This is a genomic window from Paenibacillus sophorae (genome assembly GCF_018966525.1).
GTDB lineage: Bacteria > Bacillota > Bacilli > Paenibacillales > Paenibacillaceae > Paenibacillus_AQ > Paenibacillus_AQ sophorae.
Genome location: NZ_CP076607.1, coordinates 5,046,206 through 5,071,725 on the forward strand (window position 1 = coordinate 5,046,206; position 25,520 = coordinate 5,071,725).

General features: G+C 52.8%; 21 protein-coding genes and 1 other annotated feature. Of the genes, 3 read left to right on the top strand and 18 right to left on the bottom strand.

What is annotated here, in order from left to right:
• Window positions 1–224: 224 nt before the first annotated feature.
• The 3 genes from KP014_RS24495 to KP014_RS24505 all read right to left on the bottom strand — a co-directional run bounded on the left by KP014_RS24495 (window position 225) and on the right by KP014_RS24505 (window position 3,348).
• Window positions 225–1,052 carry a carbohydrate ABC transporter permease gene (locus KP014_RS24495; RefSeq protein ID WP_036596229.1) on the bottom strand — a complete coding sequence of 276 codons (828 nt, stop codon included), beginning with the start codon at window positions 1,050–1,052 and terminating at the stop codon, window positions 225–227.
• Window positions 1,052–1,936: a carbohydrate ABC transporter permease gene (locus tag KP014_RS24500; protein WP_036596228.1), complete on the bottom strand. Its 885-nt coding sequence runs from the start codon at window positions 1,934–1,936 to the stop codon at window positions 1,052–1,054. Before KP014_RS24500 ends, KP014_RS24495 begins: the two co-directional genes overlap by 1 nt.
• An 80-nt stretch (window positions 1,937–2,016) precedes the next feature.
• Complete coding sequence (locus tag KP014_RS24505; protein WP_090834361.1) at window positions 2,017–3,348, bottom strand: ABC transporter substrate-binding protein; 1,332 nt, start codon at window positions 3,346–3,348, stop codon at window positions 2,017–2,019.
• A 529-nt stretch (window positions 3,349–3,877) separates the two neighbouring features.
• Between KP014_RS24505 and KP014_RS24510 the strand changes: the two genes are divergently transcribed.
• Window positions 3,878–4,831: a sugar kinase gene (locus KP014_RS24510; RefSeq protein WP_036596226.1), complete on the top strand. Its 954-nt coding sequence runs from the start codon at window positions 3,878–3,880 to the stop codon at window positions 4,829–4,831.
• Window positions 4,832–4,903: 72 nt separating this feature from the next.
• On the opposite strand, the gene KP014_RS24515 is transcribed toward KP014_RS24510, so the two are convergent.
• The 4 genes from KP014_RS24515 to KP014_RS24530 form a co-directional block, all read right to left on the bottom strand.
• On the bottom strand, window positions 4,904–5,929 hold the full coding sequence (locus KP014_RS24515) for a LacI family DNA-binding transcriptional regulator (protein WP_036596225.1): 1,026 nt from the start codon (window positions 5,927–5,929) through the stop codon (window positions 4,904–4,906).
• 125 nt (window positions 5,930–6,054) lie between these two features.
• Window positions 6,055–8,760 carry a ComEC/Rec2 family competence protein gene (locus KP014_RS24520; RefSeq protein ID WP_051500166.1) on the bottom strand — a complete coding sequence of 902 codons (2,706 nt, stop codon included), beginning with the start codon at window positions 8,758–8,760 and terminating at the stop codon, window positions 6,055–6,057.
• A gap of 142 nt (window positions 8,761–8,902) precedes the next feature.
• The gene (locus KP014_RS24525) at window positions 8,903–9,421 is read right to left on the bottom strand and encodes a deoxycytidylate deaminase (protein WP_036596235.1); all 519 of its coding nucleotides are present in this window, start codon (window positions 9,419–9,421) and stop codon (window positions 8,903–8,905) included.
• Window positions 9,422–9,553: 132 nt separating this feature from the next.
• Entirely contained in the window at window positions 9,554–10,183 is a 630-nt protein-coding gene (locus KP014_RS24530; protein ID WP_051500165.1) for a ComEA family DNA-binding protein, read from the bottom strand.
• A 148-nt stretch (window positions 10,184–10,331) separates the two neighbouring features.
• On the opposite strand from KP014_RS24530, the gene comER reads away from it, so the two are divergent.
• A complete protein-coding gene (comER, locus tag KP014_RS24535) occupies window positions 10,332–11,174 on the top strand; it encodes a late competence protein ComER (RefSeq protein ID WP_036596224.1) in 843 nt (280 codons plus the stop codon).
• A 91-nt stretch (window positions 11,175–11,265) separates the two neighbouring features.
• Here comER and leuS read toward each other — a convergent pair whose 3' ends face one another.
• The 7 genes from leuS to cymR form a co-directional block, all read right to left on the bottom strand.
• On the bottom strand, window positions 11,266–13,713 hold the full coding sequence (gene leuS / locus KP014_RS24540) for a leucine--tRNA ligase (protein ID WP_090834363.1): 2,448 nt from the start codon (window positions 13,711–13,713) through the stop codon (window positions 11,266–11,268).
• Between the two features lie 150 nt (window positions 13,714–13,863).
• Window positions 13,864–14,153: a binding site (T-box leader), on the bottom strand.
• 61 nt (window positions 14,154–14,214) lie between these two features.
• On the bottom strand, window positions 14,215–15,282 hold the full coding sequence (locus tag KP014_RS24545) for an AI-2E family transporter (RefSeq protein WP_036597334.1): 1,068 nt from the start codon (window positions 15,280–15,282) through the stop codon (window positions 14,215–14,217).
• A gap of 225 nt (window positions 15,283–15,507) precedes the next feature.
• On the bottom strand, window positions 15,508–15,717 hold the full coding sequence (locus tag KP014_RS24550) for a hypothetical protein (protein ID WP_025696091.1): 210 nt from the start codon (window positions 15,715–15,717) through the stop codon (window positions 15,508–15,510).
• Window positions 15,718–15,729: 12 nt separating this feature from the next.
• The gene (locus KP014_RS24555) at window positions 15,730–16,251 is read right to left on the bottom strand and encodes a PRC-barrel domain-containing protein (protein WP_036597332.1); all 522 of its coding nucleotides are present in this window, start codon (window positions 16,249–16,251) and stop codon (window positions 15,730–15,732) included.
• Window positions 16,252–16,363: 112 nt separating this feature from the next.
• Window positions 16,364–17,509 (bottom strand): cysteine desulfurase family protein, encoded by a 1,146-nt coding sequence (locus KP014_RS24560; RefSeq protein ID WP_036597330.1) that lies wholly within the window; start codon window positions 17,507–17,509, stop codon window positions 16,364–16,366.
• A gap of 186 nt (window positions 17,510–17,695) precedes the next feature.
• The gene (locus tag KP014_RS24565) at window positions 17,696–18,253 is read right to left on the bottom strand and encodes a hypothetical protein (RefSeq protein ID WP_036597328.1); all 558 of its coding nucleotides are present in this window, start codon (window positions 18,251–18,253) and stop codon (window positions 17,696–17,698) included.
• A gap of 233 nt (window positions 18,254–18,486) precedes the next feature.
• A complete protein-coding gene (gene cymR / locus KP014_RS24570) occupies window positions 18,487–18,906 on the bottom strand; it encodes a cysteine metabolism transcriptional regulator CymR (RefSeq protein ID WP_036597326.1) in 420 nt (139 codons plus the stop codon).
• Window positions 18,907–19,184: 278 nt separating this feature from the next.
• On the opposite strand from cymR, the gene mnmA reads away from it, so the two are divergent.
• The gene (gene mnmA / locus KP014_RS24575; protein ID WP_036597324.1) at window positions 19,185–20,303 is read left to right on the top strand and encodes a tRNA 2-thiouridine(34) synthase MnmA; all 1,119 of its coding nucleotides are present in this window, start codon (window positions 19,185–19,187) and stop codon (window positions 20,301–20,303) included.
• Between the two features lie 139 nt (window positions 20,304–20,442).
• Here the strand turns inward: mnmA and KP014_RS24580 are convergent, their stop codons facing one another.
• The 4 genes from KP014_RS24580 to KP014_RS24595 form a co-directional block, all read right to left on the bottom strand.
• Window positions 20,443–21,747 carry a replication-associated recombination protein A gene (locus KP014_RS24580; RefSeq protein WP_036597322.1) on the bottom strand — a complete coding sequence of 435 codons (1,305 nt, stop codon included), beginning with the start codon at window positions 21,745–21,747 and terminating at the stop codon, window positions 20,443–20,445.
• Window positions 21,748–21,968: 221 nt separating this feature from the next.
• Window positions 21,969–22,166, bottom strand: a complete 198-nt coding sequence (locus KP014_RS24585; protein ID WP_036597321.1) for a hypothetical protein — start codon at window positions 22,164–22,166, stop codon at window positions 21,969–21,971.
• Between the two features lie 190 nt (window positions 22,167–22,356).
• Window positions 22,357–24,531: a HelD family protein gene (locus KP014_RS24590; protein ID WP_036597320.1), complete on the bottom strand. Its 2,175-nt coding sequence runs from the start codon at window positions 24,529–24,531 to the stop codon at window positions 22,357–22,359.
• A 222-nt stretch (window positions 24,532–24,753) separates the two neighbouring features.
• Window positions 24,754–25,509: a tRNA threonylcarbamoyladenosine dehydratase gene (locus KP014_RS24595; RefSeq protein ID WP_090834364.1), complete on the bottom strand. Its 756-nt coding sequence runs from the start codon at window positions 25,507–25,509 to the stop codon at window positions 24,754–24,756.
• Window positions 25,510–25,520 lie beyond the last annotated feature (11 nt).

A 25,520-nucleotide genomic window follows, 5' to 3' on the forward strand; every position in this document is an offset into this window, starting at 1 on the left:
TTGTCTCTAATGAAGCTTCTGTTCTCGGCACACACTTTTCTAAGCATACAGGGAATGCTTACGGCAATCAAACGTTCCACCAGCCTAATTTTATTACAAATTTGACACATTGGGATATTCAAGCAAGAAAAAAAGCCAACCCCAATTTCTGGTTGACTTCATCTATGAACAGCTGTCCCCCGGCCATTTGACATGGCCAAGAAGAAGGTCCGTTACTGCGGTTGTTACTTTACGGAGCCCTGCATAACGCCCTGAATGATATATTTTTGCGCGAACAAGTAGATGATAACTACCGGGAATATGCTGAGCACCAAGCTGGCCATCAGCGGGCCGTAATCCACGGTGTAGGTGCCATAGAAATTGAAAGTGGACAGCGGAAGCGTGCGCTGCAGCGGATCGACGAGAACGAGTGACGGCAGCAGAAAGTCGTTCCAGATCCAGAGCACATTCAAGATGGTTATGGTCGCCGTCGTCGGCATCAGCACCGGGAACACGATGCGGAAAAAGGTCTGAGTAGGCGTACAGCCGTCAATCATCGCCGCCTCCTCCAGTTCCTTCGGTATACTCTTCACGAAGCCGTGGTAAATAAAGATCGCAAGCGAGCAGCCGAATCCGATATACATAAAAATCAGCGCCCATTTGTTGTTCAGCATGTTGAGTGATCCGTAAATTTTGACGAGCGGAATCATGATCGCCTGGAACGGAATAATCATGGAAGCCACCATCAGCAAAAAGGTATATTGATTGAATTTCGTATTGTGCCGGACAAAATAATGCGCGGTCATTGCCGCAAACAAAGAGATAAACAGTACGCTAAACAGTGTGATAATGACCGAGTTGGCAAATGCGTGGAAGTAATTCATCTTGTCCAGCGCAATGGTGTAATTCGAGAATACGAAGCCTTTCGGCAGATTAAGCGGGCTTGAGGTAATGTCCTTGTTCGCTTTCACCGAATTGAACAGCAGCAGCACAAACGGAACGATAAAGACGAACAGGATGACCGAAAGACCGATTACCGTCAGCCAGGAGGTTTGCTTTTTGAAGCGCTGCATTAAGCCTCCACCTCCATCTTCTTGCTGAAGTATACTTGGAGCAGGGTAATAACCGCCACAATCAGGAACAGCACCAGCGCCTCAGCTTGGCCGACGCCATAATCCCGGGACAGAAACGCCTTCTGATATACATGCATTGAGACCAGTTCCGTGCTCTTGAACGGCCCGCCTTTCGTCAACGCAAGGTTGACATCATAGACCATAAATCCGCGCTGCAAGGAAAGAAAAATGCACACGATAAACGAAGGAACCATAAGCGGAATGGTCATACGCGTCATTTTCAGCCAGCCATTCGCCCCGTCGATGCTTGCCGCCTCGAGGATATCCCCGGGTACTCCCGTCAGTCCGGCTACGTAGATAACCATCATATAGCCCGCATACTGCCATACCGCAACAATGACGAGTGTCCAGAAGGCGCGGTTCGGATCGGAAAGCCAGGAGGTGCTGAACAGGCCGATGCCCATTTTTTGACCCAAGAATACAAGCACATTGTTAAAAATAAATTGCCAGATAAAGCCGAGGACGATACCGCCCAGAAGGTTGGGAAGGAAGAAGCCGGCCCGGAAAAAGCTTTGCCCCTTCAGGCCCTTCGTCAGCAGATAGGCCAACAAAAATGCAAGCACATTGATGAACACGACCGTGAACAGCACGTACTTGAGCGTCAGGCCGAACGACTTCCAGAACTCCGCGTCTTTGAATACCGACCCATAGTTTTGAAAACCCACCAAGGATTGTGTCGTGGATATTCCGTCCCAGTTCGTAAACGTCAAGTAGATACCGTACAAGAACGGAACAATCATTACGGCGACAAACGCGAACAACGTCGGACCCGTGAACAGCAGTCTGAGCCGCAGGCGGCTCCACACTCCTTTATCCGTAACCATGCATATCCCTCTTCCTATAAGATTGGCTTGGAAACGGCGGATAAGGGATAATCCCTTACCCACCGCCCTAGGCAAGCCCGTTATTCTTTTACGTTAGTCCAGTACTGCTCGATTTCTTTGGCGAGTGCCGCACGGTCGCTTTGCTTGGCGAGATATTTTTGCATTGAAGCGCCCACATTCGCCCAGTGGTCAGCCGGAAGATCGCTCATCGACTGCTCGGATTTGCCTCTGGAGATGTAATCCTGAATCGATTTGCCGAGCGGGTCGGCGGCCGGAAGCGTAATATTTTTAAATGCCGGAATAATATTGGCCTTGTTCACCAGGAAATCCTGGCCTTGCTGCTCATACACGATCCAGTCGAGGAATTTCTTCGCTGCATCCTGCTGCTCCGGTGTGGATTTCTCTTTGTCGATTACAATCCGTTTGGAGACGGCAGAGGAAATTTCCTGGTTGCCATAGTCGCCAGCGTTATTGCTGATTGGTACCGGCAGGAATCCGTACTCTTTGTTAGCGGTATCAAAACTGCTGATTTGCGGCCAAGCCCAGTTACCCATGAACCAGATGCCTACTTCACCTTTGCCAAGCAGTTCGGGACCGCGTTCATAAGTTCCCGCCAGCGGGGAAGCTTGATCGATATTGTACTTCGTCATGACATCGAATGTGTCCATCAGACCGTTGAATACCTTGTTGCTTGCAAGATCGACTTTGCCTGCCCGTAGATCATCGATAAAAGCGTTGACCTTGGTTATATCTTTATCCTGACCGGCATAAGCCAAGGAAAAATAGTGGGCGCCAAGCGACCAGTCCATCGGAGAAACGACCAGAGCTTTCTTTCCGCTTGCTTCAATTTGCTTAAACAGATTTTCCAGCGACGCGGTGGTATTGATTGTGGACGGATCAAAGTTTCCGCCTACCGCCTTGTCCACAACCGCTTTGTTATAAATAAAGCCGTAGCCTTCAACAGCCAGAGGGAATGCATAATTTTTGCCGTCGATTGTAGTCAGGTCAAGGGCATGATCCACAGTGTCGGCATTCCATTTCTCACCGCTCAGGTCAAGAATGCGGTCTTTGAATTTGGCTACGTCCCCTGTATCCAGCATGATCATGGTTGGAGGATTACCGGAAGCATACAGAGTGGAAGCGCGTTCAAAAGGAGAGCCGCCATTAGGAACAGGCTGAATTTCCAAAGAGATCGTCGGGTTTGCTTCATGGAAAGCCTTTGCGGCCTCCTCAAGCTGTGGCTGAATCTCGCTCTTGGAGTTAAGCAGGGTTATTTTGATGCCGCCGCCTGAACTGCCGTTCTGCCCGCCGTTCGCGGACTGCGTATTGCCTCCCGAGCTGCTGCAAGCTGAAAGAATCAAAATTAGCGTCAGCGAGAGAATGAACCACTTCATCTTATTTACATGTTTCATGGAAAAATGCCCCCTAATTCAGTGTGTTAACCGCTTACATTTCGGATTATATAATAACCGATTAACATATGTCAACCGGTTATCATTGGATAAATGCAATTTTTTTAAAGCGCTATCATTGATGGACTATGAGATATAAGCCCTAATTGAAAGATTTCGTGTATTAGTTAGCAGCGCTGCGGATCCATTTCTCCATATTATCGAGGTCGACGCCGCCGGTAGACATTCATATGTATTTTTGATAAATTATTTTATTAATATTTAGTAATAAACGAGCTAGTGATACCACTAAAATGAAAATAACAATTAACTTTTGAATCGATTCTTTTTAAACAGCTGCTCATGAAATATTCAAAAACGTGTCAATTACACTGAAATATAAGGATTTTTTTAAGAATCTCTTTTATTTCTCCAGAAAAGACCCGTTAATTTGAGGCTCAATGTTATTGTACAAAACCGGTTTATCTGCTATCTTCAAAAGATAGCTTATCTATAAAAAGGTTAATCTCTTTTCTTAGGAGGAATCGTCGTGAGCAAACATCTGGACGTTGTCACTTTTGGAGAGCCGATGGCCATGTTTTACGCCAATGAGGAAGGACCGCTGGATGAAGTGATGTCTTTCTCTAAAGCTTTGGCCGGAGCAGAGAGCAATGTGGCCACAGGCTTATCGCGTCTGGAGCATACGGTCGGCTATGTAACCAAGCTTGGCGAGGACAGCTTCGGATCTTTCATTTTCAAAGCGCTGAATAAAGAAGGCATCGATACCTCCAACATTTCCTTCTCCCGCGAATTTCCAACCGGAATGCTAATCAAATCAAAAGTGGCTTCCGGTGATCCCAAGGTGGAATATTTCCGCAGACATTCGGCTGCCTCCAAGCTGGGACTTGCCGACTTTGATGCATCCTACTTCGCTTCGGCGGGACATCTTCACGTAACCGGCATCTCCTCAGCGATCTCTCCTGAATGCCACGAGTTCTCCGTTCACGCCATGGAATTCATGAAGCAGAGCGGCAAGACCGTATCATTCGATCCCAACCTCCGCCCGGCCCTCTGGCCCGGCGCCAAAACGATGGCAGACACGATTAATAACCTCGCCACCCGCTGCGATTGGTTCATCCCCGGCCTTGGCGAAGGCCGGATTCTGACGGGGCTTACGGCGCCGGAGGAAATCGCGGCTTACTATTTAAATTTGGGCGTATCCCTGGTCGTCATCAAGCTGGGGCCGGAAGGCGCATATTACAAATCATCCGATTTGGAAGGCTATGTACAGGGCTTCAAAGTCGATCAGGTAGTGGACACGGTAGGCGCAGGCGACGGCTTTGCCGTCGGTGTAATCAGCGGGCTACTGGAGAAGCTTCCGCTCAAGGAAGCGGTACGTCGCGGCAACGCCATCGGCGCTTTGGCGGTGATGTCTCCCGGCGATCGGGACGGACTGCCGACCCGTGAACAGCTTGAGCGGTTTATCAGCCAAGTCACGCACTGACAAAAGTACAGAATAGACGGTGCAGAGGACATCTCTCCGAATGGCCGGATGATGCCATGGCAGCAAACCGTTTTATTTAGAAATTGGAGCTTGTTGGACCGAGTCCCCCTGTTGAAGGGACGGAGTAAACCGGTAAGTAATCGGCACAGTGGAGCCCGTGTCTTCTATGCCGGAGAGGAGGATTTTGGAAGCCTCCATCCCTATTTCATACGCGGGTTGGCGGATCGTCGTAATTGCTGGATTATAGATCGTCGCGAATTCCGCATCGTCGATCCCGATAACCGATAAATCACGCGGGATGGATAAGGAATGTTTATTCGCATATTTCAGCATTTCGGCGAGCGCAATATCGTTGGCCGCAAGGAGGGCAGTCGGAGGCTGCGGCAGAGACAGCAGATGCTCAAGCGCCCCCGCCATCTCTTCCCTGGATGCGCTGCACACATAATCCTCCCTCCACTCATGCCCCGCTTCCTGGACCGCCTTCCTGTAGCCGCTGATCCGTTCCTTGCGCGGTGTAATCGCATAGCGGCCGACCGGCAGCGTCAGCAGCGCGATCCGCTCATGCCCATACCGGATAAATTCTTTGAAGGCCGTCTTGACCGCCATTTCATTGTCCAGCAGCAGGCTCTGCGTCGCAATGCCTTCAACGAGCCGGTCCAGAAATACCAGCGGATATTTTTTTTCGAGCAAAAGATGGTAGAGGGAAGGATCATCACCTGTGGGAAAAATAATCAACCCGTCGACCTGCCGGGCCATCAGCGTTTCGATATATTTCGCTTCCTTCTCCGGATTCTCGTCCGCGTTGCAGATAATCACCTGATTGCCGCTGAGCTGAAGCTCGTTCTCAATTGCGCGGATACATTGGATGGACAAAGAATAATTAATATCCCCCACAATGACGCCGACCGTGTTCGTCCGGTTCCGCTTCAGGCTGCGCGCCAGGCCGTTCGGCTGGTAATTCAGTTCGTCGATCACTTTGGCGATCCGCTTCCTCGTCGCCTCGCTCATATACTTATAGCGCTTGTTCAAATATTGCGAGACCGTGCTTTTCGACACGCCCGCCTTTTGCGCCACATCTTCGATTGTCAGTTTTTTCATTTTTTTCGCTCCAAGCTTCTACTAAATAAATCACACTTTGTTAAAAAGTATAGCTGTTTTTTAGTAAATTTACTATATTACCATTCTCCTATGCAACCCGTGCTGACCTGAGACGATTCGAGGGTTCACGATTGCCCCGGATCGATCCCAGCTTTAAGCTTGTGCCTAACCTGAATTTCCCCATCCCGTATACGCATTTGAATCTCCCCATGCTGATCGGTTCTGTATACAAGCATACCACCGTCAATGAAACGTTCCAGCACCTCGCCGCTTGGATGACCGTACAGATTATGGGCGCCTACTGAAATTACTGAGACGGATGGCTTCCAGTACTCCAGCCAAGCTGCGCTGTTCGAGCTTTTGCTGCCGTGGTGAGCGGCTTTCAGCACGTCGACGGCGGATGCGCCGCCGATTCCCTCCGATTGGTTGGCCGCCGTTATGCTCTCCTCGGTCTTACTGTCTATATCCCCTGTAAACAAGAAACTCCTCCCGCTCATGTCCAGACGAAATACGACGGATGCCGGATTCTGTTCTTCCAGAACCGGAATTTCTTCTCCGTCCTGCTTTATTGGTACGGGCCATAAAAAGGACAGTTTCGAAGAATCGTTCGGCGATAGAGCCATTCCCCTATGAACGCCATACAGCCTGACGCCGCGCTCCAATGCCGTCTTCATCAGTTTGATATACTCTTCCCGCTGCGCAAGCGTTCCGTTGAACAGCAGCGCCGAGACCGGGATTTCCTCCAGCACGGCCTGAAGGCCGCCTGCATGGTCTTGATCCCCATGCGTCAGAATAACCGCATCCAGCCGGTGAATGCCGCGCTTTTTGAGCAGAGGGACAAGCGTCTTGGCTCCGACTTCATAGGGACTGCGGCGGATGCGCCATTCTTCCCTTTTTCCAAAGCTCACCGTCCCTCCGCCGTCTACCAGAATATGGGCGCCTCCCGGAGTGGTAATCAATATGCTGTCGCCCTGCCCTACATCAAGAAAGTTGACGGAGCCTTCGGGCGACAGCCGCTCCGGGCGGTATCCCATATATAGCAGCAATGCAAGACCCCCGGCCAGCGCCGCGGCGGCGATCCGGCAGCGAGTCAGCGTTCTCATACGCTGATGATCGCCAGGAAGCGCAGCGGCGGAATGACGCGGGTTGGAATGCGGCCGAAGCCCTTCAAGGGGCCTTGTCTCGTCATCCGCATACAGCGGCGCATGGTGCGTATCGGCGTAATGCTTCAAGACACGCAGCAGGCCGTATAGGAGTGCATAATACAATCCGATCCATAAAAGAGACGGCGAGCTCCAAATCGTAATCCCCGCGTAACGGCCGGTCCACTCCACCGCGTCAAAAGTCGCGTCATTCATGATTTCAACGACACGGGCCAAAGCCCCCGCACAGGCAGGCCACACCTTGCCCAGCAGAAGCGCTGCCGTCCCTGCAGGCAGCACGGCAAAGGTGATAAAGGGAACGAGCACCAGATTGGCCGCAAACGACAGAGCAGCGAACTGATTGAAGTAGTAAATCGTCAGCGGAAACGAAACAAGCTGCGCAACCAGCGTGACTGCGACCGCGCTTCCGAGTCTGCGGGGCAAAAAGGAAACAAGGGGCGCCGCCAGCGGGACATATAGCATAAGTCCGGCCGTTACGAGAAATGACAGCTGAAAGCTGACGTTAAGCAAAAAGTACGGCTCCCATATCAGCATGAGCAGCGCAGACACGCTCAAAATATGCATGCCGTCCTTCAATACACCCATACGCGCAGCATATAAGGCGATCATGCTCATCACCCCTGCCCGGACGACGGAAGGGCCAGCCCCGGAGAAAAGCACATACGCTGGAATGAGCAGCAGTGTCACAGTCAGCGCCGTTTCCTTGGTGAGCCTCAGCCGTGACAGAACGAACAGCAGAAAGCCTGCGTATACGGCGACATGCATCCCGGAAATGGCAAGAATATGCGTAAGTCCGAGCCTGGAGAACTGCCGGTACGTCTCCGGATCGAGCTCATCCTGCATTCCGATAATGAGCCCCTTTAAATATCCGGCGTCCTTCTCCCGGAACAGAGATTCCAGTTCCGCTCCCAGCTCCGCTCTAACTGCGTCGTTCCAGCGCAGAAGCTTCCGGAGACTCAAGGTTTCGGGCGGTACTGCCTTGACTTGTCCGGTCCCGGCAACCTTCAGCGTCCAGTGAATATGCCGGTTCCGCAAATATTCGCGGTAATCGAACCCGCCGAAATTGCGGGCACCGGAGGGTGACGCAAGGCTGCCGTCCAGCGCTACGCGGTCTCCCCTTCTCCAAGTGGCCGCAGCGGCTATCTCCTGCTCTGCCTGGAGCTTCAGCTGCACGGCGATTTTCTCCCCATGAACCGATTGGGCAGCGGTCCCGGCAGCGCCGCTTGTTCCATCTCTATTAAGCGAAGCAGACTTACTCTCTTCACCAACCGGCAAAGAACCGTCCTGCCCGCCGGATGACCGGATTTTCTCCAGTTTAACCGTAAAATCGACCCGGTCCCCATCCCGCTCCACGGTTGACACGATTGTCCCTTCCGCATGAACCGCCAGTTCTTCCAGCCGGGCGGAAGGCCATCCGAGCGCCTCTGGAAGGACGCTTTCGTTGCGCAGGTCATTCCATTCCCAGTACGCTCCGCCCACGGTAAGTGTAATCCACAGCAGGATTATATGCTTTCGGCTCCACCAGCCGGGCAGCATACCCGCTGCAAGCAGCAGCGATGCTCCAGCCCAAGCTGTGAACAGCCTTTCTGTCGGCAGTATACTTGCGGCTCCATTTCCAATCACCCAGCAGATGACCAAATAGAGCAGCGGTCTTCTTCTCATTGACATCCCTTCTTCTCCTGGCAAAATACTGCCCCGCGAGGGGCGAAACAGCCATCTCAAAAAAAAGAACCCCTGTTTACGCGTAAATGCGTAGACAGAGGTTCTTCCTCCTAATTTGATCCATATAACGCTGATAAACGCGTCTGCCTTAGCCTTGTACATCCAGAACCGTTTCGCGAGGAGGCTCATATCCTTCCAGCCGGCGAAACTGGATGCCTTTGGAGGCCATCATCAACCGGACCTTTTCCGTGTCCTTCGGATAGCTCCGGTGATAGACAATCTCGGCCACGCCGCTGTTGGCCAGCATATTCGCGCAGGTCCAGCAGGGCTCGTCTGTCACATATACTGTGCTGCCTTCCCGGTCAATCCGGTCCGTAAAGAGCAGCAGATTCTGCTCCGCATGAATCGTGCGGATGCAGCGCTGCTTCTTGACCATCGTCTCCGCCCCGTCTACAATCTCCAGCTCATACTGCTCGGAGATCATGCAGCCCTCTTCGGAGCAGTCCGGCACCCCCATTGGAGCGCCGTTATAGGCGGTTCCGAGCAGCTTCTTGCCCTGGACAAGTACAGCGCCGACGTGGCGGCGCGGACAGCGAGAACGTGTCGAGACCATAAAGGCGATATCCATAAAATACGTATCCCAATCTTTGCGATAGGCAATGGTCATTGTCATTCCCCATTCTCTCCAAAATCGTTGTTAACTATTGTAGCATATCCCAGAAGCCTGGCAATATAACAACTATCAATCGGCTCCCTGCCGCAGCTTCCGCTAATACCGCCAAGTATAATTCCTGTTTTATCAAAATAAAACGTAGGGCCTCAGCTTCTCCAGCATCTTCGGACCGATTCCTTTTACCTTTCCCAAATCGGAAGCGTTATGAAATGCCCCATGCTGATTGCGGTAATCCAGAATCGACTGCGCTTTCTTTTCGCCGATGCCTGGCAGGGCGGTCAATTCGGAGATTCCCGCCGTATTGACATTGACCTTCCCCTCCGCCGATGCCGGAGCATCAGCCGCCGGAGCCCGGGAAGCGGCAGCCCGATCTCTGGCGCTAGCATCTGTTACCAGGCTGCCCCCTTCCTCAGCCCGAGCCGCGTATCCCGCGCCGTCTCCATTCGGGACGGCCACCGATTTAGCGTTCTCCTGCGAGGCCGCATCTTTATCATCTCCGCTTTTTCGTCCAGGGTTGCCATCCGCTTCCTCTGCTTCTTTTATTTTATCCGTCTCACGAGAGGCCGCGTTCTCGCTATCAGACACAGGGCTGCCGCCCACTGTCGCCGTCTGCCCGCTTTCAATCGCCTTCGCCACCTCGGCGTTCAACGTTTCCCACCCGGTGATTCCTTGCTCATCTCCGTTTCCGGCGGTCCAGATTAAGCCGCCCCCGATTAACGCCACGGCAATCGCGCCGATTATACTTATCTTGTTCATACCGGCTTCTCCTTTTTCAATAATTTTCTAAATATTCGAACCTTTTTTCCATACATCACCTAAACTCAGGCATGTGGCCATGCCTGTAACGCATACATATAACGAAGAACATTACTGTAAGAGCAAGCGCGAAAGGAGGAACCACAGGATGAAAGTGGGTTTTATCGGAACGGGCAGCATGGGCGGCCTGTTGATCGACGCCTTTCTTTCTTCCGGGGGGCTTTTGGCCGGCGACGTGATTGCGAGCAACCGCAGTCCGCAGAAGCTGGCCCGTCTCGCGCAGCTTCACCCCGGAATCACGCTGGCGGAAAGCAACGGGGAGACTGCGTCCCGCAGCGATATTTTATTTTTATGCGTCAAGCCGATGGAGTTTAAAACGCTAACCGATGAAATCGCCCATTGTCTCCGCAGCGAACAGATCGTCGTGTCCATTACAAGTCCGGTCCAAATTTACCATCTGGAGAGCGTCCTCCCATCCAAAATCGCCAAGATCATTCCTAGCATTACGCACAGCGTATACAGCGGAACCTCGCTCTGCGTACTCGGCAGCCGGCTGGAGGCCGATGATAGGACGCAGCTGCTCAAGCTGATGTCCCATATAGGCACTCCGGTGGAAATATACGAGCACCATACCCGGATCTCTTCCGATTTTTCCAGCTGCGGCCCGGCTTTCCTGAGCTATTTTATCGAACGGTGGATTGAAGCTGCCGTCGAAGCGACCGGGATCGACCATACACTGGCAGGAAAGCTTGCGGGCGAGATGCTTCTCGGAACGGGAAAGCTGCTGACCGAAGGCGAATTTACGCCGCAGCAGCTGCAGGACCGTGTCGCCGTCCCCGGCGGCATTACCGCCGAAGCCCTGAATCATCTGCGCTGCAGCCTGGACGGGGTGTTCGAACGGCTGATCGCCACGACGCACAAGAAATACGACGAGGATGTGGCCAAACTCGATTCGCTGTTCGGAAGGGACGGCATTACTCGGCGTAAATGATCGCCTCACAATCAGGAAATTGGGATGGACTCCGGAAACGCAAAAACCCCGCGGCAGGATGAACTCCCGCCGCGGGGTTTGGCGTTCTTCGCTAACCCACTACGATATTGACCAGCTTGCCCGGAACCGCAATGACCTTGCGTACGGTCTTGCCTTCTATTGCTGCGCTCACATTCGGGAGACCCATTGCATGCGCCTGCATCTCCTCTTGTCCCATGCCCTGCGGAATTAGGCTGCGCTGAACGATTTTGCCGTTCACCTGAACTACGATTTCCACCTCGGCGTCCACAGTCAGCGCCTCGTCGTAACTCGGCCACTCCACATAGGAGATGGTGCCCTCATGTCCGAGCAGCTGCCACAGCTCTTCGGCAAGATGGGGAGCAAGAGGCGACAGCATCTGTGCGAAATTCTCCATCGCCTGGCGAGGCAGCGTTTCCTGTTTGTAAGCGTCGTTGATAAAAATCATCAGCTGGCTGATCGCCGTATTAAAGCGCAGATTCTCAAGATCATCGGTCACTTTCTTGATCGTCTTATGCCAGGTACGCTTGAATTCTTCGTTGCCGCCGTCCTCTGTGATTTTGGCGCTCAGGCTGCCTTCTTCGCTTACGAACAAGCGCCATACACGGGAGAGGAAGCGGTGAATGCCTTCCACGCCGTTCGCGTTCCACGGCTTGGTCGCTTCCAGCGGACCCATGAACATTTCATATACACGCAGCGTGTCCGCGCCGAATTCGCCCACAATCTCGTCCGGATTAATGACATTGCCGCGCGATTTGCTCATCTTCTCGTTGTTGGTGCCGAGAATCATGCCCTGGTTGACCAGCTTGTAGAAAGGCTCCTTCGTATTTACAACGCCGAGATCATACAGCACCTTATGCCAGAAGCGGGCATACAGCAGGTGAAGCACCGCATGCTCAGCGCCGCCGATATACAGATCGACCGGCAGCCATTCCTTTTGCTTCTCTGGAGAACACAGCTCCTTGTCGTTATGCGGATCGATGTAACGCAAGTAGTACCAGCAGCTGCCGGCCCACTGCGGCATCGTGTTCGTCTCGCGGCGGGCTTTCATCCCGGTCTCGGGATCGACCGTCTCGACCCAGTCCGTCACATTCGCCAGCGGCGATTCGCCCGTGCCCGAAGGCTTGATCGCGTCGACATCCGGAAGCAAGAGCGGAAGCTGATCTTCCGGGACCGTCTTCATCGTGCCGTCTTCCAGATGAAGGATTGGGATCGGCTCGCCCCAATAGCGCTGGCGGCTGAACAGCCAATCGCGCAGGCGGTAGGTTACCTTGCCCTTGCCGAAGCCTTTTTCCTCAAGCCAGGCGATCATGGCGGCGATGGCCGCCGTATTCTCGAGCCCGTTCAGGAAATCGGAATTGACATGCGGACCGTCGCCGGCGTAGGCTTCCACTTCCACATTGCCCCCTTGGACAACTTCGATGATCTCGAGTCCGAACTGCTTGGCGAACTCCCAGTCGCGGGTGTCATGCCCCGGAACGGCCATAATCGCTCCCGTTCCGTATCCGGCCAGAACGTAGTCCGCGATCCAGATCGGCAGTTTGGCGCCGTTTACCGGATTGACCGCATAGGCGCCGGTAAACACGCCTGTCTTCTCCTTCGCAAGATCGGTACGTTCCAAATCGCTCTTGCGCGAAGCCAGTGTCTGGTATTCCTCCACGGCCGAACGCTGGGCGTCAGTCGTGATCGACGCCACCAGCTCGTGCTCGGGTGCCAGCACGCAGTAGCTTGCCCCGAACAGGGTATCGGGCCGGGTTGTAAATACGGTCAGATTAGCATCATGACCGTCGATGCCAAAGGCAACTTCGGCTCCCTTCGATTTGCCGATCCAGTTACGCTGCATGTCCTTGATGCTCTCGGACCAGTCCAGCTCTTCCAAATCCTCCAGCAGACGCTCAGCGTATTCGGTGATCCGCAGAATCCACTGGCGCATCGGTCTGCGGATGACGGGATACCCGCCGCGCTCGCTTTTGCCATCAATGACTTCTTCGTTGGCCAGTACGGTGCCAAGCGCCTCACACCAATTCACCGGCACTTCAGCGACGTAAGCCAGGCCTCGCTTGTACAGCTGAATGAAGATCCACTGCGTCCATTTATAGTAACCGGGGTCCGTCGTACTGATCTCGCGGTCCCAATCGTAGGAGAAGCCCAGCGATTTGATCTGACGGCGGAAGTTATTGACGTTCTTGATCGTGATATCACGCGGATGCTGCCCCGTATCCAGCGCATGCTGCTCGGCAGGCAGACCAAAGGCATCCCAGCCCATCGGGTGAAGCACATTGTAACCGCGCATCCGCTTGTAGCGGGAGACGATATCCGTTGCCGTATAACCTTCAGGATGCCCTACATGAAGACCGGCTCCCGAAGGGTACGGAAACATGTCGAGCGCGTAGAACTTCGGCTTGTCCGCTTCCTCACCGGTCTTAAAGGTATGATTTTCTTCCCAATACTTCTGCCATTTCGGTTCCAGTACCTGCGCCCGGTAACCTTGTGCGGCTGTATTTCCCTTGCTGTCGCTCATTGTTATTCCTCCTTGAATTGCTGCGAACCTCTAAGTTCCCCGGGATCAATAGTCCCAAAAATGCGGATTTTGCCGCGATGCGTACGCGCAAGTTTGCGAAAACCGCGGAACTTAGTTAATCAAAAAGCCTCCCATCCATAGCGTAAAAACGCTAGGGACGAGAGGCTGAATTCCCGTGGTACCACCCTAGTTAGCAGGCGGACATTCTTTGCCACGCGCTTGCTCACTCTACACCCTGTAACGGGGGCGGGCCGACGGCGGTTAACGCTTGGACTGTTCTCACATTTAAGAGAACTGCTCTTTCGGTCCGAAAGACGCCCAGCGGCTTGCGCCGTTTCTCCGAGGCGAGTTCATTTCGCTGTCGTCAACCGGCTTTCACCAACAACACCGGCTCTCTGCATGACGCATCCGAAATTAATGCTCCTCATCCTTGAATCATTTGAAGTTCATTTTCCACAACATTATATACAATACCGGCCGTCTCAGTCAATGCGCATTCTGTCACACCGGTTTCCGCTTCATATAATAGCTGATAACATGCTGAAGGACGACCTTTCCCGCCGCGAAACAGGGCACTGCCAGAATCAGCCCGACAATACCGGCAAGCTCGCCGCCGACCAGGAGCGCAAAAATAATGAGCAGCGGATGCAGATGGAGCGTCCGGCCGACGACCTGCGGCGAAATCACATTGCTCTCCAGCATTTGGCATAACGTGTTCACCACAACGACAAGCAGCACCAGCCGGAACGATATGGTCGAAGCCATCACAATTGCGGGAGCCGCACCGAGAAAAGGACCCAAATACGGGACGAGCTCGAATATGGCCACAAGGCTCGCGAACAGCAGCGCATACGGCATTCCGATTAACGCGTAGCCGATATAAGCGAGTATGCCGATAATCAGACTGACCAGGAACTGGCCGCGGATGTAATTGCCGAGCGCCTCGTCGATATCTTTTAACATCGTCACAATGGATTTGCGGCGGGAGCGCGGGAGACAGGATACAAGCGTCCGTTCAAACACATCGAAATCTTTCAAAATATAGAACACCAAAAATGGAACGATAAAAGCGTCAAACAGTACGCCGATGGTGGTGCCGATATGGTCCAGAAAATGCGAAATTCCCACGGCAAGCCGATTTTCCAGCTGAAAAAACCAGTTGTTGAGTCCCATTTCCACTCCAGGCGGGATCAGACGGGTATTCATACTGTGCATCAGCCCCTGCGCTCTCAGCGTCATCTCCGGCAAATGCTCGTTAAGCTCTTCGAGCTGCTTAATCAGCATCGGAACGAGGTTGACTGCAATTACGGCAATCGTGGTCAAGAATACGGCATAAATCAGCAGAACGGCTGCTCCTCGCGGCACTTTTCGGCCAGCCAGCATACTGACAACGGGATTAAGCACATACGATATGATCATGGCGGTCAAGAAAGGGGCCAGCACCGCTTTCAAAAAGGTGAATACATGCTGCAGCATCGGATGAAGCAGCCAAACGAAATACAAAATGATCAGAGCCAGAAGCACCCCGACCATCCAGCGAAACCATTTATTCCCGGACCATTGCTCCATGGCGTTACCTCCTGCGGCAAACTGGACTGGCTTGTAAAGTAAGTATATGTTTGTCCGCCGCAAAATAACCGCCGTTTCGGAAACCTGCATTATAGCGCGATGGCCCCGCATATTTTTCAATAATAAAAAACGCCCAACATCCCTGCCGCAGTACCCGCAGCAAGGAGATTGGACGCCGATAAATCTTATGTAACCGCCTCGTGAGACAAGCGTTTTAAGCCTGCCTCAGGAAGTGGCGTGAATGTGCGGAAACTCCTGCGCTATCTCTTCTCCGAAGAACAAATCGTCCAGCGAACTGAGCGTGCCGTCTTCTTCAACCTGATAGACCGACATTTTCTCGCCGTTGACCGTCAGTTCAATGAAACATCCCCAGCAATAAAATTGATGGGAACCAATCTTACCGATATCCTTGGACCCGCAGTTTGGACACTTCATACATCATTCCACCTATCCGTTCACAATGTTAATATTTTTTTCTAATCGTTCTTCACTGAGTGCCGGAACCACCACTGCATTCTCTCCAATGGACATTCCCGGTATGCAAGGCAGCCATTTACGACCTTCCATCAAATCAGTCACAAGCCCATCGCTAATTTCCAGGGCTACTATTGTGTTTCCCAACTTTTGGTCAAAATAAACATCAGACACTTTGCCAAGAATCGTTCCGGTCTCCGTCACGACCTGCATGTCTTTCAATTTATTCTTGCCCTCCAGAAAGGAATGGGGTATGCTGCCTGCGTCCATCTTCCGGATAGACTCTTCATTCTGTATCATCACGGCATCCTCGCCGTAGGCGACAATGTCTTCCCATGCCACAACTTTCACATGACTGCCGAAAAAAGATTTGCTTTCCAGTTCAATACCCGTAATGTTCCAGTTTGAATCTAAAATACAATCGACAATTTTGCCGACTTCTTTGCCTTCCTCGACTCCAAACACATTCAGACCAATAAAATCCTGAAGTCTCATGGCCGCAATCTCCTTGTTATAATGGAGTCTAGGAGAATTCCGGCAGGCTGTGAGAGCCGCCAAAAACTCCTGCGCTGAATTCAGGGAAAATCACCCCCGGCGACAAAAGGGTCTACCCTTTAATACGCAGCCGGTTAAAAATGGTTTCAATTTTCCGGGCAACATGTTCCATTTCTTCAGAAGTATTACCCAAGCCGGTGCTAAATCGAATCGCCGAGCTTAATTGATCGTCCGCAAGGTTCATTGCCCTCAGCACATGGGAAATTTCTAGCGAGCCCGAAGTACATGCCGATCCGCTTGAAGCGGCGATGCCCTCCATATCGAGATTCATCAGCATGACGTCCGTGCGGACGCCGGGGAAGCTAATATTCGTAATATGCGTCAAACCGTGCTCGGCATTCCCGTTAATCTTATAGGAGTCCTGCCCGATACCTTGGTCTAGTCTCTCAAGCAGACGATTCCGCAGCGCTAATGATTCTTCATTCCTGACCGCTCGACCCTTTGCGGCGAGTTCGACCGCTTTGGCAAATCCGGCCGCACCGGCCAGATTCTCCGTCCCCGCCCGTCGCCCCCGTTCCTGCGAGCCTCCATACAGCCGGGGATGCAGCGGCGCGCCGCGCCGGACATAGAGGCCGCCGATACCTTGGGGTCCGTTGATTTTGTGTGCGGTAAAGCTCATATAGTCCACAGGCAGGCTTGACAGTGAAATCGGAATGGAACCCAGTGCCTGAACGGCATCGACATGGAATAAAATCCCCTTCTCCCTAGCCAGTCTGCCAATCTCTTCAATCGGCTGAACTGTACCCACTTCATTGTTGGCAAACATGACGCTGATTAGGAACGTGTCGTCCCGAAGCGCCGCTTCGAGATCTTTCAGAGCAACCCGGCCTGTCTGATCCACAGGAAGGTATGTTATGGAATATCCTTCCTTCTCCAGCTCCTCGCAGGCATGCAGCACGGCGTGATGCTCGATAGCCGTTGTAATTATGTGACCGCCTTTACGGGAATGGGCTGCGCCGAACAGCGCCAGATTGTCGCTCTCCGTGCCCCCGCCGGTAAATACCCATTCATCCGGGGAGCATCCTAAATAGGAGCTGATGGCATCTCGCGCTCCGTTGATTATCTTCTTGGCAGAACGGCCAAACGCATGCACGCTGGAGGCATTGCCTAATTGTTCCGTCATTATCTTCATCATGACTTCCGCCACCTCCAGGTGAACCGGCGTCGAGGCGGCATGGTCCAAATAAATTGGCTTCATATATAGAACTCCCTATCCTTATCTCACAGTCTGTCCGAAAAATTGTATATCATTCAGCACACTCATAGGTTACCATTAATTAACAAAATAAATACAACCTTGTGACCACGCTATGAGAGCATACCTCAAAACACAAAGACCGGCAAGAGCTGCACCCAAATCCAGCGGCCTTCCGGTCTTCGTATTTTATTTCATTATTATTTTCTTCTCTCCCGCCAATGTGTTAAAAATAAGCTCCTTTTCGTTAATCCACTTGGGATAGTCCAGTCCTAGAACCTCTTCAGGCGTTTTATATGCTTTATAATCAGAAATCATATCTGAATATTCCTGCCCGTTTAGTTTCTGCATCAGTAAACCCAGGAAGCTTTTTTGATAAAATCCAAAGAAATAAGAGCTCTCCCCTAATGTGGCTACCCTATATTTTACAATGAGGGTTTCTGTCCGCTTGGGAGAATGAAGATATCTATAATGATATTCCATACTGGCATACCAAAAGTGAGAGAAAGCTATGAAGATGAACAACGGTAGACTCAAATACACAACGAACATTATTTTTCTTATAAGTATAAGAATTATTATACAGACGATCGTATTAAACAGAACAACAAAGAACTCAGGCGGTTTAAGTAGAGGGATAAGATAATAGCCGTTTTTCTGTAATAGAAACAACACGATATCCGAAATGAGAAGAAATCCAAATAAATACAAGGCTTTTCTTTTATGAAAAGGCATTTTGGTTTGCATCTGCCCTCCTTCATCGTGTGGGTCAAATCAGACAACCTTTTCCTGTTTTACACAATAAAACATAATTTGATGCCTTTCTTAAAGAGTTATTACATGGCTTTATTTAATCAATGTCAATCACTGTTTCAGGAAATGTGATTTGTAGTGTTATTTTTCTCATAATTAAAGCCCCCATAAGGAGGCTTTAATCGTTGATATACCAACGTTTTTCAGGCATGCAGTTAAAATAACAACTAGATGTAGAACATGTAATTATCTGTATGCGTCTCTTCCTTGAAGGAAATCAGATCCGCCAGAGTTGTGGAGTCCAGCACATCGGCGATGCTGTCGCGGATACGCAGCCACAGGTCGCGCTTGGCAGGATCGTCTTCTTCCGTGAAATCCACGGGAGAGATTGGACCTTCCAGCACGCGGATAATATCCCCGGCTGTTATATTGGAAGCTTCACGGGATAAAATATAGCCGCCATAGGCGCCGCGTATGCTCTTGACGAGGCCCGCGTTGCGCAGGGGAGCGATCAGCTGCTCCAGATAATGCTCGGATAATCCGTTTTTTTCGGCAATGCTCTTCAAGGATGTGGGTCCTTCACCAAACCTGGCTGCGAGCTCCATCATGATGGTTAATCCGTATCGGCCTTTTGTCGATATTTTCAAAGGGGCACCTCTTTCAATATAATAGCTGGGTATAGTATAATTAGTAGTTGGTCAAAACAGTAAGATAAATCAGCGTATTCCGATGACTGCTCTTGAGTTTATGTTATCATATCCGCAGACGTAATTGGAACACAAAACGTAATTTTTTTTACAGATTTGTTCTTCCACGGCGGACAGTGATAACACAAAGGCATATACGCGGCCTGTTTAATCCGCTGACTTTTTCCGGTTCAACCGTTAAAGCTTTATCATTCTAACAAAAAAGATGGTGATCTAGCGTGGCAAAAGCAATTGAAAATACCCGCGTCGTTGTCGGCATGTCGGGGGGAGTGGACTCCTCCGTTACGGCGCTGCTTCTGAAGCAGCAGGGCTATGACGTCATCGGCATCTTCATGAAGAACTGGGATGACACCGACGAGTTCGGCGTCTGCACGGCCGAAGCCGATGCGGAAGATGTGCGCCGCGTATGCGAGCAGATCGATATTCCTTACTATACCGTAAACTTCGAGAAAGAATACTTTGATAAAGTGTTCAAATATTTTCTCGATGAATATAAGGCCGGACGCACGCCTAACCCGGACGTCATGTGCAACCGGGAGATCAAGTTCGGCGAATTCCTGAACCGGGCGCTTCAGCTCGGCGCCGATTATGTGGCTACAGGACACTACGCGCGCGTCGTGGAAGAAGGCGGCGAATTCAAGCTGCTCCGCGGGGTTGACGGCAACAAGGATCAGACGTATTTCCTGAACGCATTGAATCAGCAGCAGCTGTCCAAAGCCATGTTCCCGATCGGCCATTTGCCGAAGCCGGAGGTTCGCCGGATCGCCGAAGAGGCTGGACTGTATACGGCGAAGAAAAAGGACAGCACCGGGGTCTGCTTCATCGGGGAACGCAATTTCCGCGAATTCTTGAGCCAGTACCTGCCAGCTAAGTCCGGCGACATGGTGGATATCGCCACCGGCGAGATTAAAGGACGCCACGACGGGTTGATGTACTATACGCTCGGCCAGCGCCAGGGTCTAGGCATCGGGGGCTCGGGTACAGGCGAGCCGTGGTTCGTTGCGGATAAAGACCTCAGCCGCAACATTCTGTATGTCGTCCAGGGAGACAAGCATCACAGCTTGTATTCGACAGGCCTTGTCGCCTCTGGCGTGAACTGGATCGACGGCCGCAGTCCCGGCAGTGAGCCGCTGCGCTGCACGGCCAAGTTCCGGTACCGCCAGCCGGATCAGGGCGTTACGCTGACGAAGCGCGAAGACGGCACTCTGTATGTCGCCTTCGATACACAGCAGAAGGCGATTACGCCTGGACAGGCCGTCGTATTTTATGACGGCGAGGTCTGCCTTGGCGGCGGAATCATCGAATACGCCGAAAAGGTTGTTCCGCAACCGCAATAACCCTCCGGCTTAAACGGAGAAGCAATGCGCTTCGCCGGGGGAAATCTTTAGAGACTAAGAGCCTTTGCCAAAGCGTGCCAAGCGGCGCGCCGGCAAAGGCTCTTTTTCCACCCGCATCATCTGGCTCTCGGACGTTGCCTCACTGTTCCCGGCGCAGCGCCTGGTTATGGCGGATCTTAACTTCGTTGCCCTGCTCAGTCGCCTGGTAAAAAACCCGGCGCGAGATCGCCCCCGGCAGGTACTCCTGCTTCACGTAATGGCCGGGAAAATCATGCGGATATTTGTATCCGCCATGCCCCAGCGCCGCGGAGCCCTTATAATGCGTATCCCGCAAATGCAGCGGGACTTCGGCAGACTTAAGCTCGTCGATCGCCGACATCGCCCTGGAAATCGCCATGTATACGGCGTTGGACTTCGGGCTCTCGACCGCGAACAGAATCGCCTGGGCGATATTGAGCTTCGCCTCCGGCCAGCCGTTGTTCCGGTACGCCTCCAGCGCACTGACCGCCTGCACCATCGCCTGCGGATTCGCAAGCCCGATATCCTCGCTCGCTGCGGCGATCAGGCGGCGGATGAAGACAATCGGGTCCATCCCGAGCTTCTCCACGGCGTAGAGGAACCAGAACAGGGCGGCGTCGCTGGAGCCGCGGATGCTTTTGTGAAAGGCGGAGAGCACGTCGTACTGCGTGGATTCGTCCGCTTTAACGGTTGGACGGCGGATGGAGTCCTCCGCCACCTCCAGGGTAATATGTACACTGCCGCTGCTGCCTGGTGGCGTTGTCAGCGCCGCAAGCTCCAGCGCATTCAGCGCCCGGCGAATGTCGCCGTTCGCCATCGCCGCGATATGCTCAAGCGCAGCCTCGTCGGCCTGAAGTTCCATAAAGCCGAGCCCCTTCTCCCGGTCCGCCAGCGCACGGCGCATTGCAGTCAGGCTGTGCGCCTTGTTCAGCGGCTCCAGCTGAAACAGCGTGGAGCGGCTCATCAAGGCTCCGTTCACATAATGGAACGGGTTCTCAGTGGTCGCGCCAATGAAGATGATGGTTCCCTTCTCCACCGCCGGAAGGAGCGCATCCTGGCGCGAGCTGTTGAACCGGTGCACCTCATCCAGAAACAGGATTGTTTTCGTACCGTACAGGGCTTTTGCGTTCTGCGCTCGCTCGATGACTTCCCTCACATCCTTGACCGTCGCCTCCACGGCGTTCAGCCGCACGAACTCTCCCTTCGTATGATGGGAGATAATGTGGGCGAGCGTCGTTTTGCCGCAGCCCGGAGGCCCGTACAGCAGAATGGACGAAACCTGATCGGCCTCAATCGCCCGGCGCAGCAGCTTTCCCTTGCCCACAATATGCTCCTGGCCTATATATTCATCGAGAGTCTCCGGACGCATGCGGTCCGCCAGCAGACGGCCGTCACCCGCCTCATTCCCGAAAGTGAACAAATCCATATCTACACTCCTTGCTGTAAGCTGTATGATTCTATCATACCACTTCATATGGATGAGAGCACGACTGCCTAAGGGATATCGCTCCATTGCTGCCAAGGTATGCTTCCCGGCGGAAAAAAGCCTTCACAGGAAAAAACCGCCGGCCGCTTTCGGCGGCCGACGGTGAGCTGATTTCACGTTTATGCTATCTTAGAGATATGTCCTTCCTGCCAAAGCCCGTGTTAATCGCCTCTGCGGGATTCTTCGTCTTCATTGTCTATCTCCGGGAAAAGCTCGCTGTCATACCTGTCGGAAGCGGCCCGGCCACGTCTTCTGCCAATTTCCTGATAAAAATCCTTGTCATGATTTGGGGAATGGGCCTCGTCACTCCTACGACCCGCTGCATCGCGGCTCATTTTGTCGTTCCGGTTGTCTGCCATTTAAATCACTCCTCAGATTAACAGATTATTGATGCCACTCTTCTTAATTACCCTTTAGCGATACAACCAAACGTTGTTTTTAAAATTTAACAATTTAAATTTTATCGAATTCAGCTAAGTAAAAGGCAGCCCGGAAACGAAGTTCCAGGTCGCCTTGTGATTCATTCTTCCAGTTTTATTTGCGATAGGGTTACGCCGGGTCGTCCGGCCATCCGGGCGCCGTCTCAGCGTCCACCGACGCTTGGCGCAAATAGTCCGGCAGTCTGCCGTTATGCATAAGCCACAGCTCATGCAGCGCCCGGGTAGAGCCCACATACAGCAGCTTCGCGTCCCACGCCGTTTCTCCGTAGGAGTCCAGGTCGGCATCCGCTACGATAACGGCGTCGAACTCCAGTCCCTTGGACAAATAAAGCGGCAGCACTGACAGCCCGCCCTGGTATTCCGTGATCCCTCCATCGATCAGATGGATATCGTCAAAATGCTCCGACAGGATTTCATACAAATGCGCCGCATCCGCCAATGTCCGGGTCAAGACCGCTACCGTCCGGTAATCCCTCCCCGACAGGTCCGTGAGCGCGGTCTGGATGTCGGCCTCCCGCTTCTCGCCGTACTGAATCAGCCGGACAGGGCTGCCGCTGCGGAATACCGGAACGGCAAGAAGTTCGCTATGTACTCCAGCCGACAGTATTCCGTTAGCGAAATCGATAATTTCCATGGTGGACCGGTAGCTTCGCGTCAGCGCATGGTAGGACGTGTGTTCCGGCGCGAACAGAGTCTGCATTTCTTTCCAGTCATGCACCCCTTTATAGGCATGGATGCCCTGCGACAAATCACCCAGAATGGTAAAAGAGTGGCCTCGCACATACAAATCGAGCACCGCAATCTGGAATGGCGAGAAATCCTGCGCCTCGTCAATGACGATATGATCGAATTTCTGCACGTCCTCGTCCCCGTTCAGCAGATAATGAATATAGAGCAGCGGCGGCAAATCCTCCTCCAGCACTATCCCCTTCTTAAGCTGGCTTCGCGTCTCCTTCAGCACAGATGCGGGAATCGCTTCGGGCGCTTCAGCCGGCCAATCCGCAGGCGTCTTCACAGCGCGGAAGATTTGCTTGTAAATCGTCAGCGGATCGTATTTGGGCCATTTCGAGCCATATGCTTTTTCGCGCTGCGCCCCTTTTTTCTTCCGGTCTTTGAGCGCTGCGGCGGAAGGGCTTTTCTTCAGTTCCATTTCGATCCAGCGGTGAATCCGGGCCATTACCCGTTCCTTTCGTTTGGCGGGCGGATACGGAGCGTATTCTTCATTATGCCACCGGAGAATCGTTCTGCGCGGCAGAACGGCCCCCTCCCACGGAGAGAAATCTCCCTCGGGAACCGAGCCCGATTCCAGCCGCCGTACTGCGTCTTCAATAATGGACATCAGCTTCGTCGCTCCCTTGAAGCGTCCCGGAGTCTCATCCGTGATTTCCGGCATGCCGCCCGGCGCCTCGAACCAGCGGTTCAGCGTCTCCATGGCGTCATTTTGCGGCAGCTCCAAACCGAGCAAGTCTCCCGCCCAATCGGCAAAAGTGCTCTGCTGGATGTTGCCGACGCCAAGCTCTGGCAATACATCGGATATATAGTCCAGAAACATCCGGTTCGGGGCAAAAATAATCATCCGTTCCGCTGACACCTGTTCCTTGTATTGGTACAGCAAAAAGGCGAGCCGATGCAGCGCCACTGTCGTCTTACCGCTGCCGGCCACGCCCTGGATGATGAGCGCCGTGTTTTTTGCCGCCCGGATAATGCGGTCCTGCTCTTCCTGGATGGTCGATACGATGTCCCGCAGCCGGTTATCCTTGTTCTCTCCCAAGCGGTAGACCAAAAATTCATCCGATACTGCGGGGCCGTCGCTCTCGCGGTCGTAAGTGTCCGCCACCCGTTCCAGAATCCGTTTGCGGATCACGACGTTGCGCTTGAGATAGACAAGGCCTTCAATAAGCCCTTCCGGTGATTCGTAGGAAGCCGGCTCCGTGCCCCCGGTAAACGAATAGAACAGGCTCGCCACCGGCGCGCGCCAATCAATGACGAGCGGACGGTCGCTGACCTGCTCGCGGTCTACGCCGATTTTGCCGATATAGAGCGCCTTGCGTACCCCATCGCCGCTTTCCTCAAAATCCAGCCGTCCGAAATAGGGCTCCTGCCGCAGCTTGGCCAGATTTCCACGTCTTTGTTCCCTCGAATCCTCCAGAATCTGCTCAGTGTAATCATTGCCTGTGTACACCGGTGTGTTCTTCAGCGTTTCCAGCTGCCGGTCAATCTCCGCAAGCGCCGTGCTCAGCCTCTCTTGTTCCTCTTGATAGGCACTTTGAAAGTTGTCCTCCAATTTCAGTTACCTCCTAAAAGTAATATCAGGGGAAAATCTCCCCTGTCCATGTAAGGCAAAACCGGCCGAAGGAGCCTGCAGCTCCGCCGCCATGCTCGCACAAAAAGGATTCTTATTGTAGCACAGGTACGGAGCAAACGCTATACCCTATCTATCCATCAGCAAAAAAGAGCGAGCCGCCCGTATTTCGGCGCTCGCCCTTGCTTGGTTTTATTTTAACTTTTAAATCTTGACCCCACCGGCCTCCAGCAGCTCGCGAACGGCTACGCTGACCATAATCAGTCCCGCCACAGGCGGCACGAATGCGTTGCTCGCCGGCGGCTGCTTCGCTTTTCGGATCTCGGGCGCGTTCTCGGGAACGATTTTATCCGTCACATCCTGACGGGGCTTCATCGGCTCCTCGGTCGAGAACACGACCTTAACGCCTTTTTTAATGCCTTCCTTCCGCAGTCTCTGACGAATGACGCGGGCAATCGGGTCCATCGTTGTCTTGGAGATGTCGGCGACCTGGAATTTAGTCGGGTCCATCTTGTTGGCCGCACCCATGCTCGAAATCATCGGGATTTTGCGGGCGAGACATTCCTTGATCAGATGGATTTTGTAATGAATCGTATCCGATGCGTCCAGGACGTAATCCGGCTTGTATTTGAACAGTTCCTCGTATGTTTCTTCGGTGTAGAACATGTTCAGCGCAATCGCTTCGCATTCCGGATTGATCAGCTTGACGCGCTCCACCATCAGATCCGCCTTCTTCTGCCCGACCGTCGTGGTGAGCGCATGAATCTGGCGGTTGATGTTGGTGATATCGACCGCATCCTTATCAATCAGGATAATGCGCCCGACGCCTGTGCGGGCCAGGGCCTCCACCGCGATGGAGCCGACGCCGCCGATGCCAAGCACGGCTACCGTACTGTTTTTCATAACTTCCAGACCCTCGGGTCCGATAGCAAGTTCGGTACGCGAGAACTGATGCAGCATGATGTCAGCCT

Bases quoted from the DNA above. Each gene is read 5' to 3' on its own strand.
- KP014_RS24495 (WP_036596229.1), bottom strand. From the start codon at position 1,052: ATGCAGCGCTTCAAAAAGCAAACCTCCTGGCTGACGGTAATCGGTCTT.
- KP014_RS24500 (WP_036596228.1), bottom strand. From the start codon at position 1,936: ATGGTTACGGATAAAGGAGTGTGGAGCCGCCTGCGGCTCAGACTGCTG.
- KP014_RS24505 (WP_090834361.1), bottom strand. From the start codon at position 3,348: ATGAAACATGTAAATAAGATGAAGTGGTTCATTCTCTCGCTGACGCTA.
- KP014_RS24515 (WP_036596225.1), bottom strand. From the start codon at position 5,929: ATGAAAAAACTGACAATCGAAGATGTGGCGCAAAAGGCGGGCGTGTCG.
- KP014_RS24520 (WP_051500166.1), bottom strand. From the start codon at position 8,760: ATGTCAATGAGAAGAAGACCGCTGCTCTATTTGGTCATCTGCTGGGTG.
- KP014_RS24525 (WP_036596235.1), bottom strand. From the start codon at position 9,421: ATGACCATTGCCTATCGCAAAGATTGGGATACGTATTTTATGGATATC.
- KP014_RS24530 (WP_051500165.1), bottom strand. From the start codon at position 10,183: ATGAACAAGATAAGTATAATCGGCGCGATTGCCGTGGCGTTAATCGGG.
- comER (WP_036596224.1), top strand. From the start codon at position 10,332: ATGAAAGTGGGTTTTATCGGAACGGGCAGCATGGGCGGCCTGTTGATC.
- leuS (WP_090834363.1), bottom strand. From the start codon at position 13,713: ATGAGCGACAGCAAGGGAAATACAGCCGCACAAGGTTACCGGGCGCAG.
- KP014_RS24545 (WP_036597334.1), bottom strand. From the start codon at position 15,282: ATGGAGCAATGGTCCGGGAATAAATGGTTTCGCTGGATGGTCGGGGTG.
- KP014_RS24550 (WP_025696091.1), bottom strand. From the start codon at position 15,717: ATGAAGTGTCCAAACTGCGGGTCCAAGGATATCGGTAAGATTGGTTCC.
- KP014_RS24555 (WP_036597332.1), bottom strand. From the start codon at position 16,251: ATGAGACTTCAGGATTTTATTGGTCTGAATGTGTTTGGAGTCGAGGAA.
- KP014_RS24560 (WP_036597330.1), bottom strand. From the start codon at position 17,509: ATGAAGCCAATTTATTTGGACCATGCCGCCTCGACGCCGGTTCACCTG.
- KP014_RS24565 (WP_036597328.1), bottom strand. From the start codon at position 18,253: ATGCAAACCAAAATGCCTTTTCATAAAAGAAAAGCCTTGTATTTATTT.
- KP014_RS24580 (WP_036597322.1), bottom strand. From the start codon at position 21,747: ATGGATTTGTTCACTTTCGGGAATGAGGCGGGTGACGGCCGTCTGCTG.
- KP014_RS24585 (WP_036597321.1), bottom strand. From the start codon at position 22,166: ATGGCAGACAACCGGAACGACAAAATGAGCCGCGATGCAGCGGGTCGT.
- KP014_RS24595 (WP_090834364.1), bottom strand. From the start codon at position 25,509: ATGCTGCATCAGTTCTCGCGTACCGAACTTGCTATCGGACCCGAGGGT.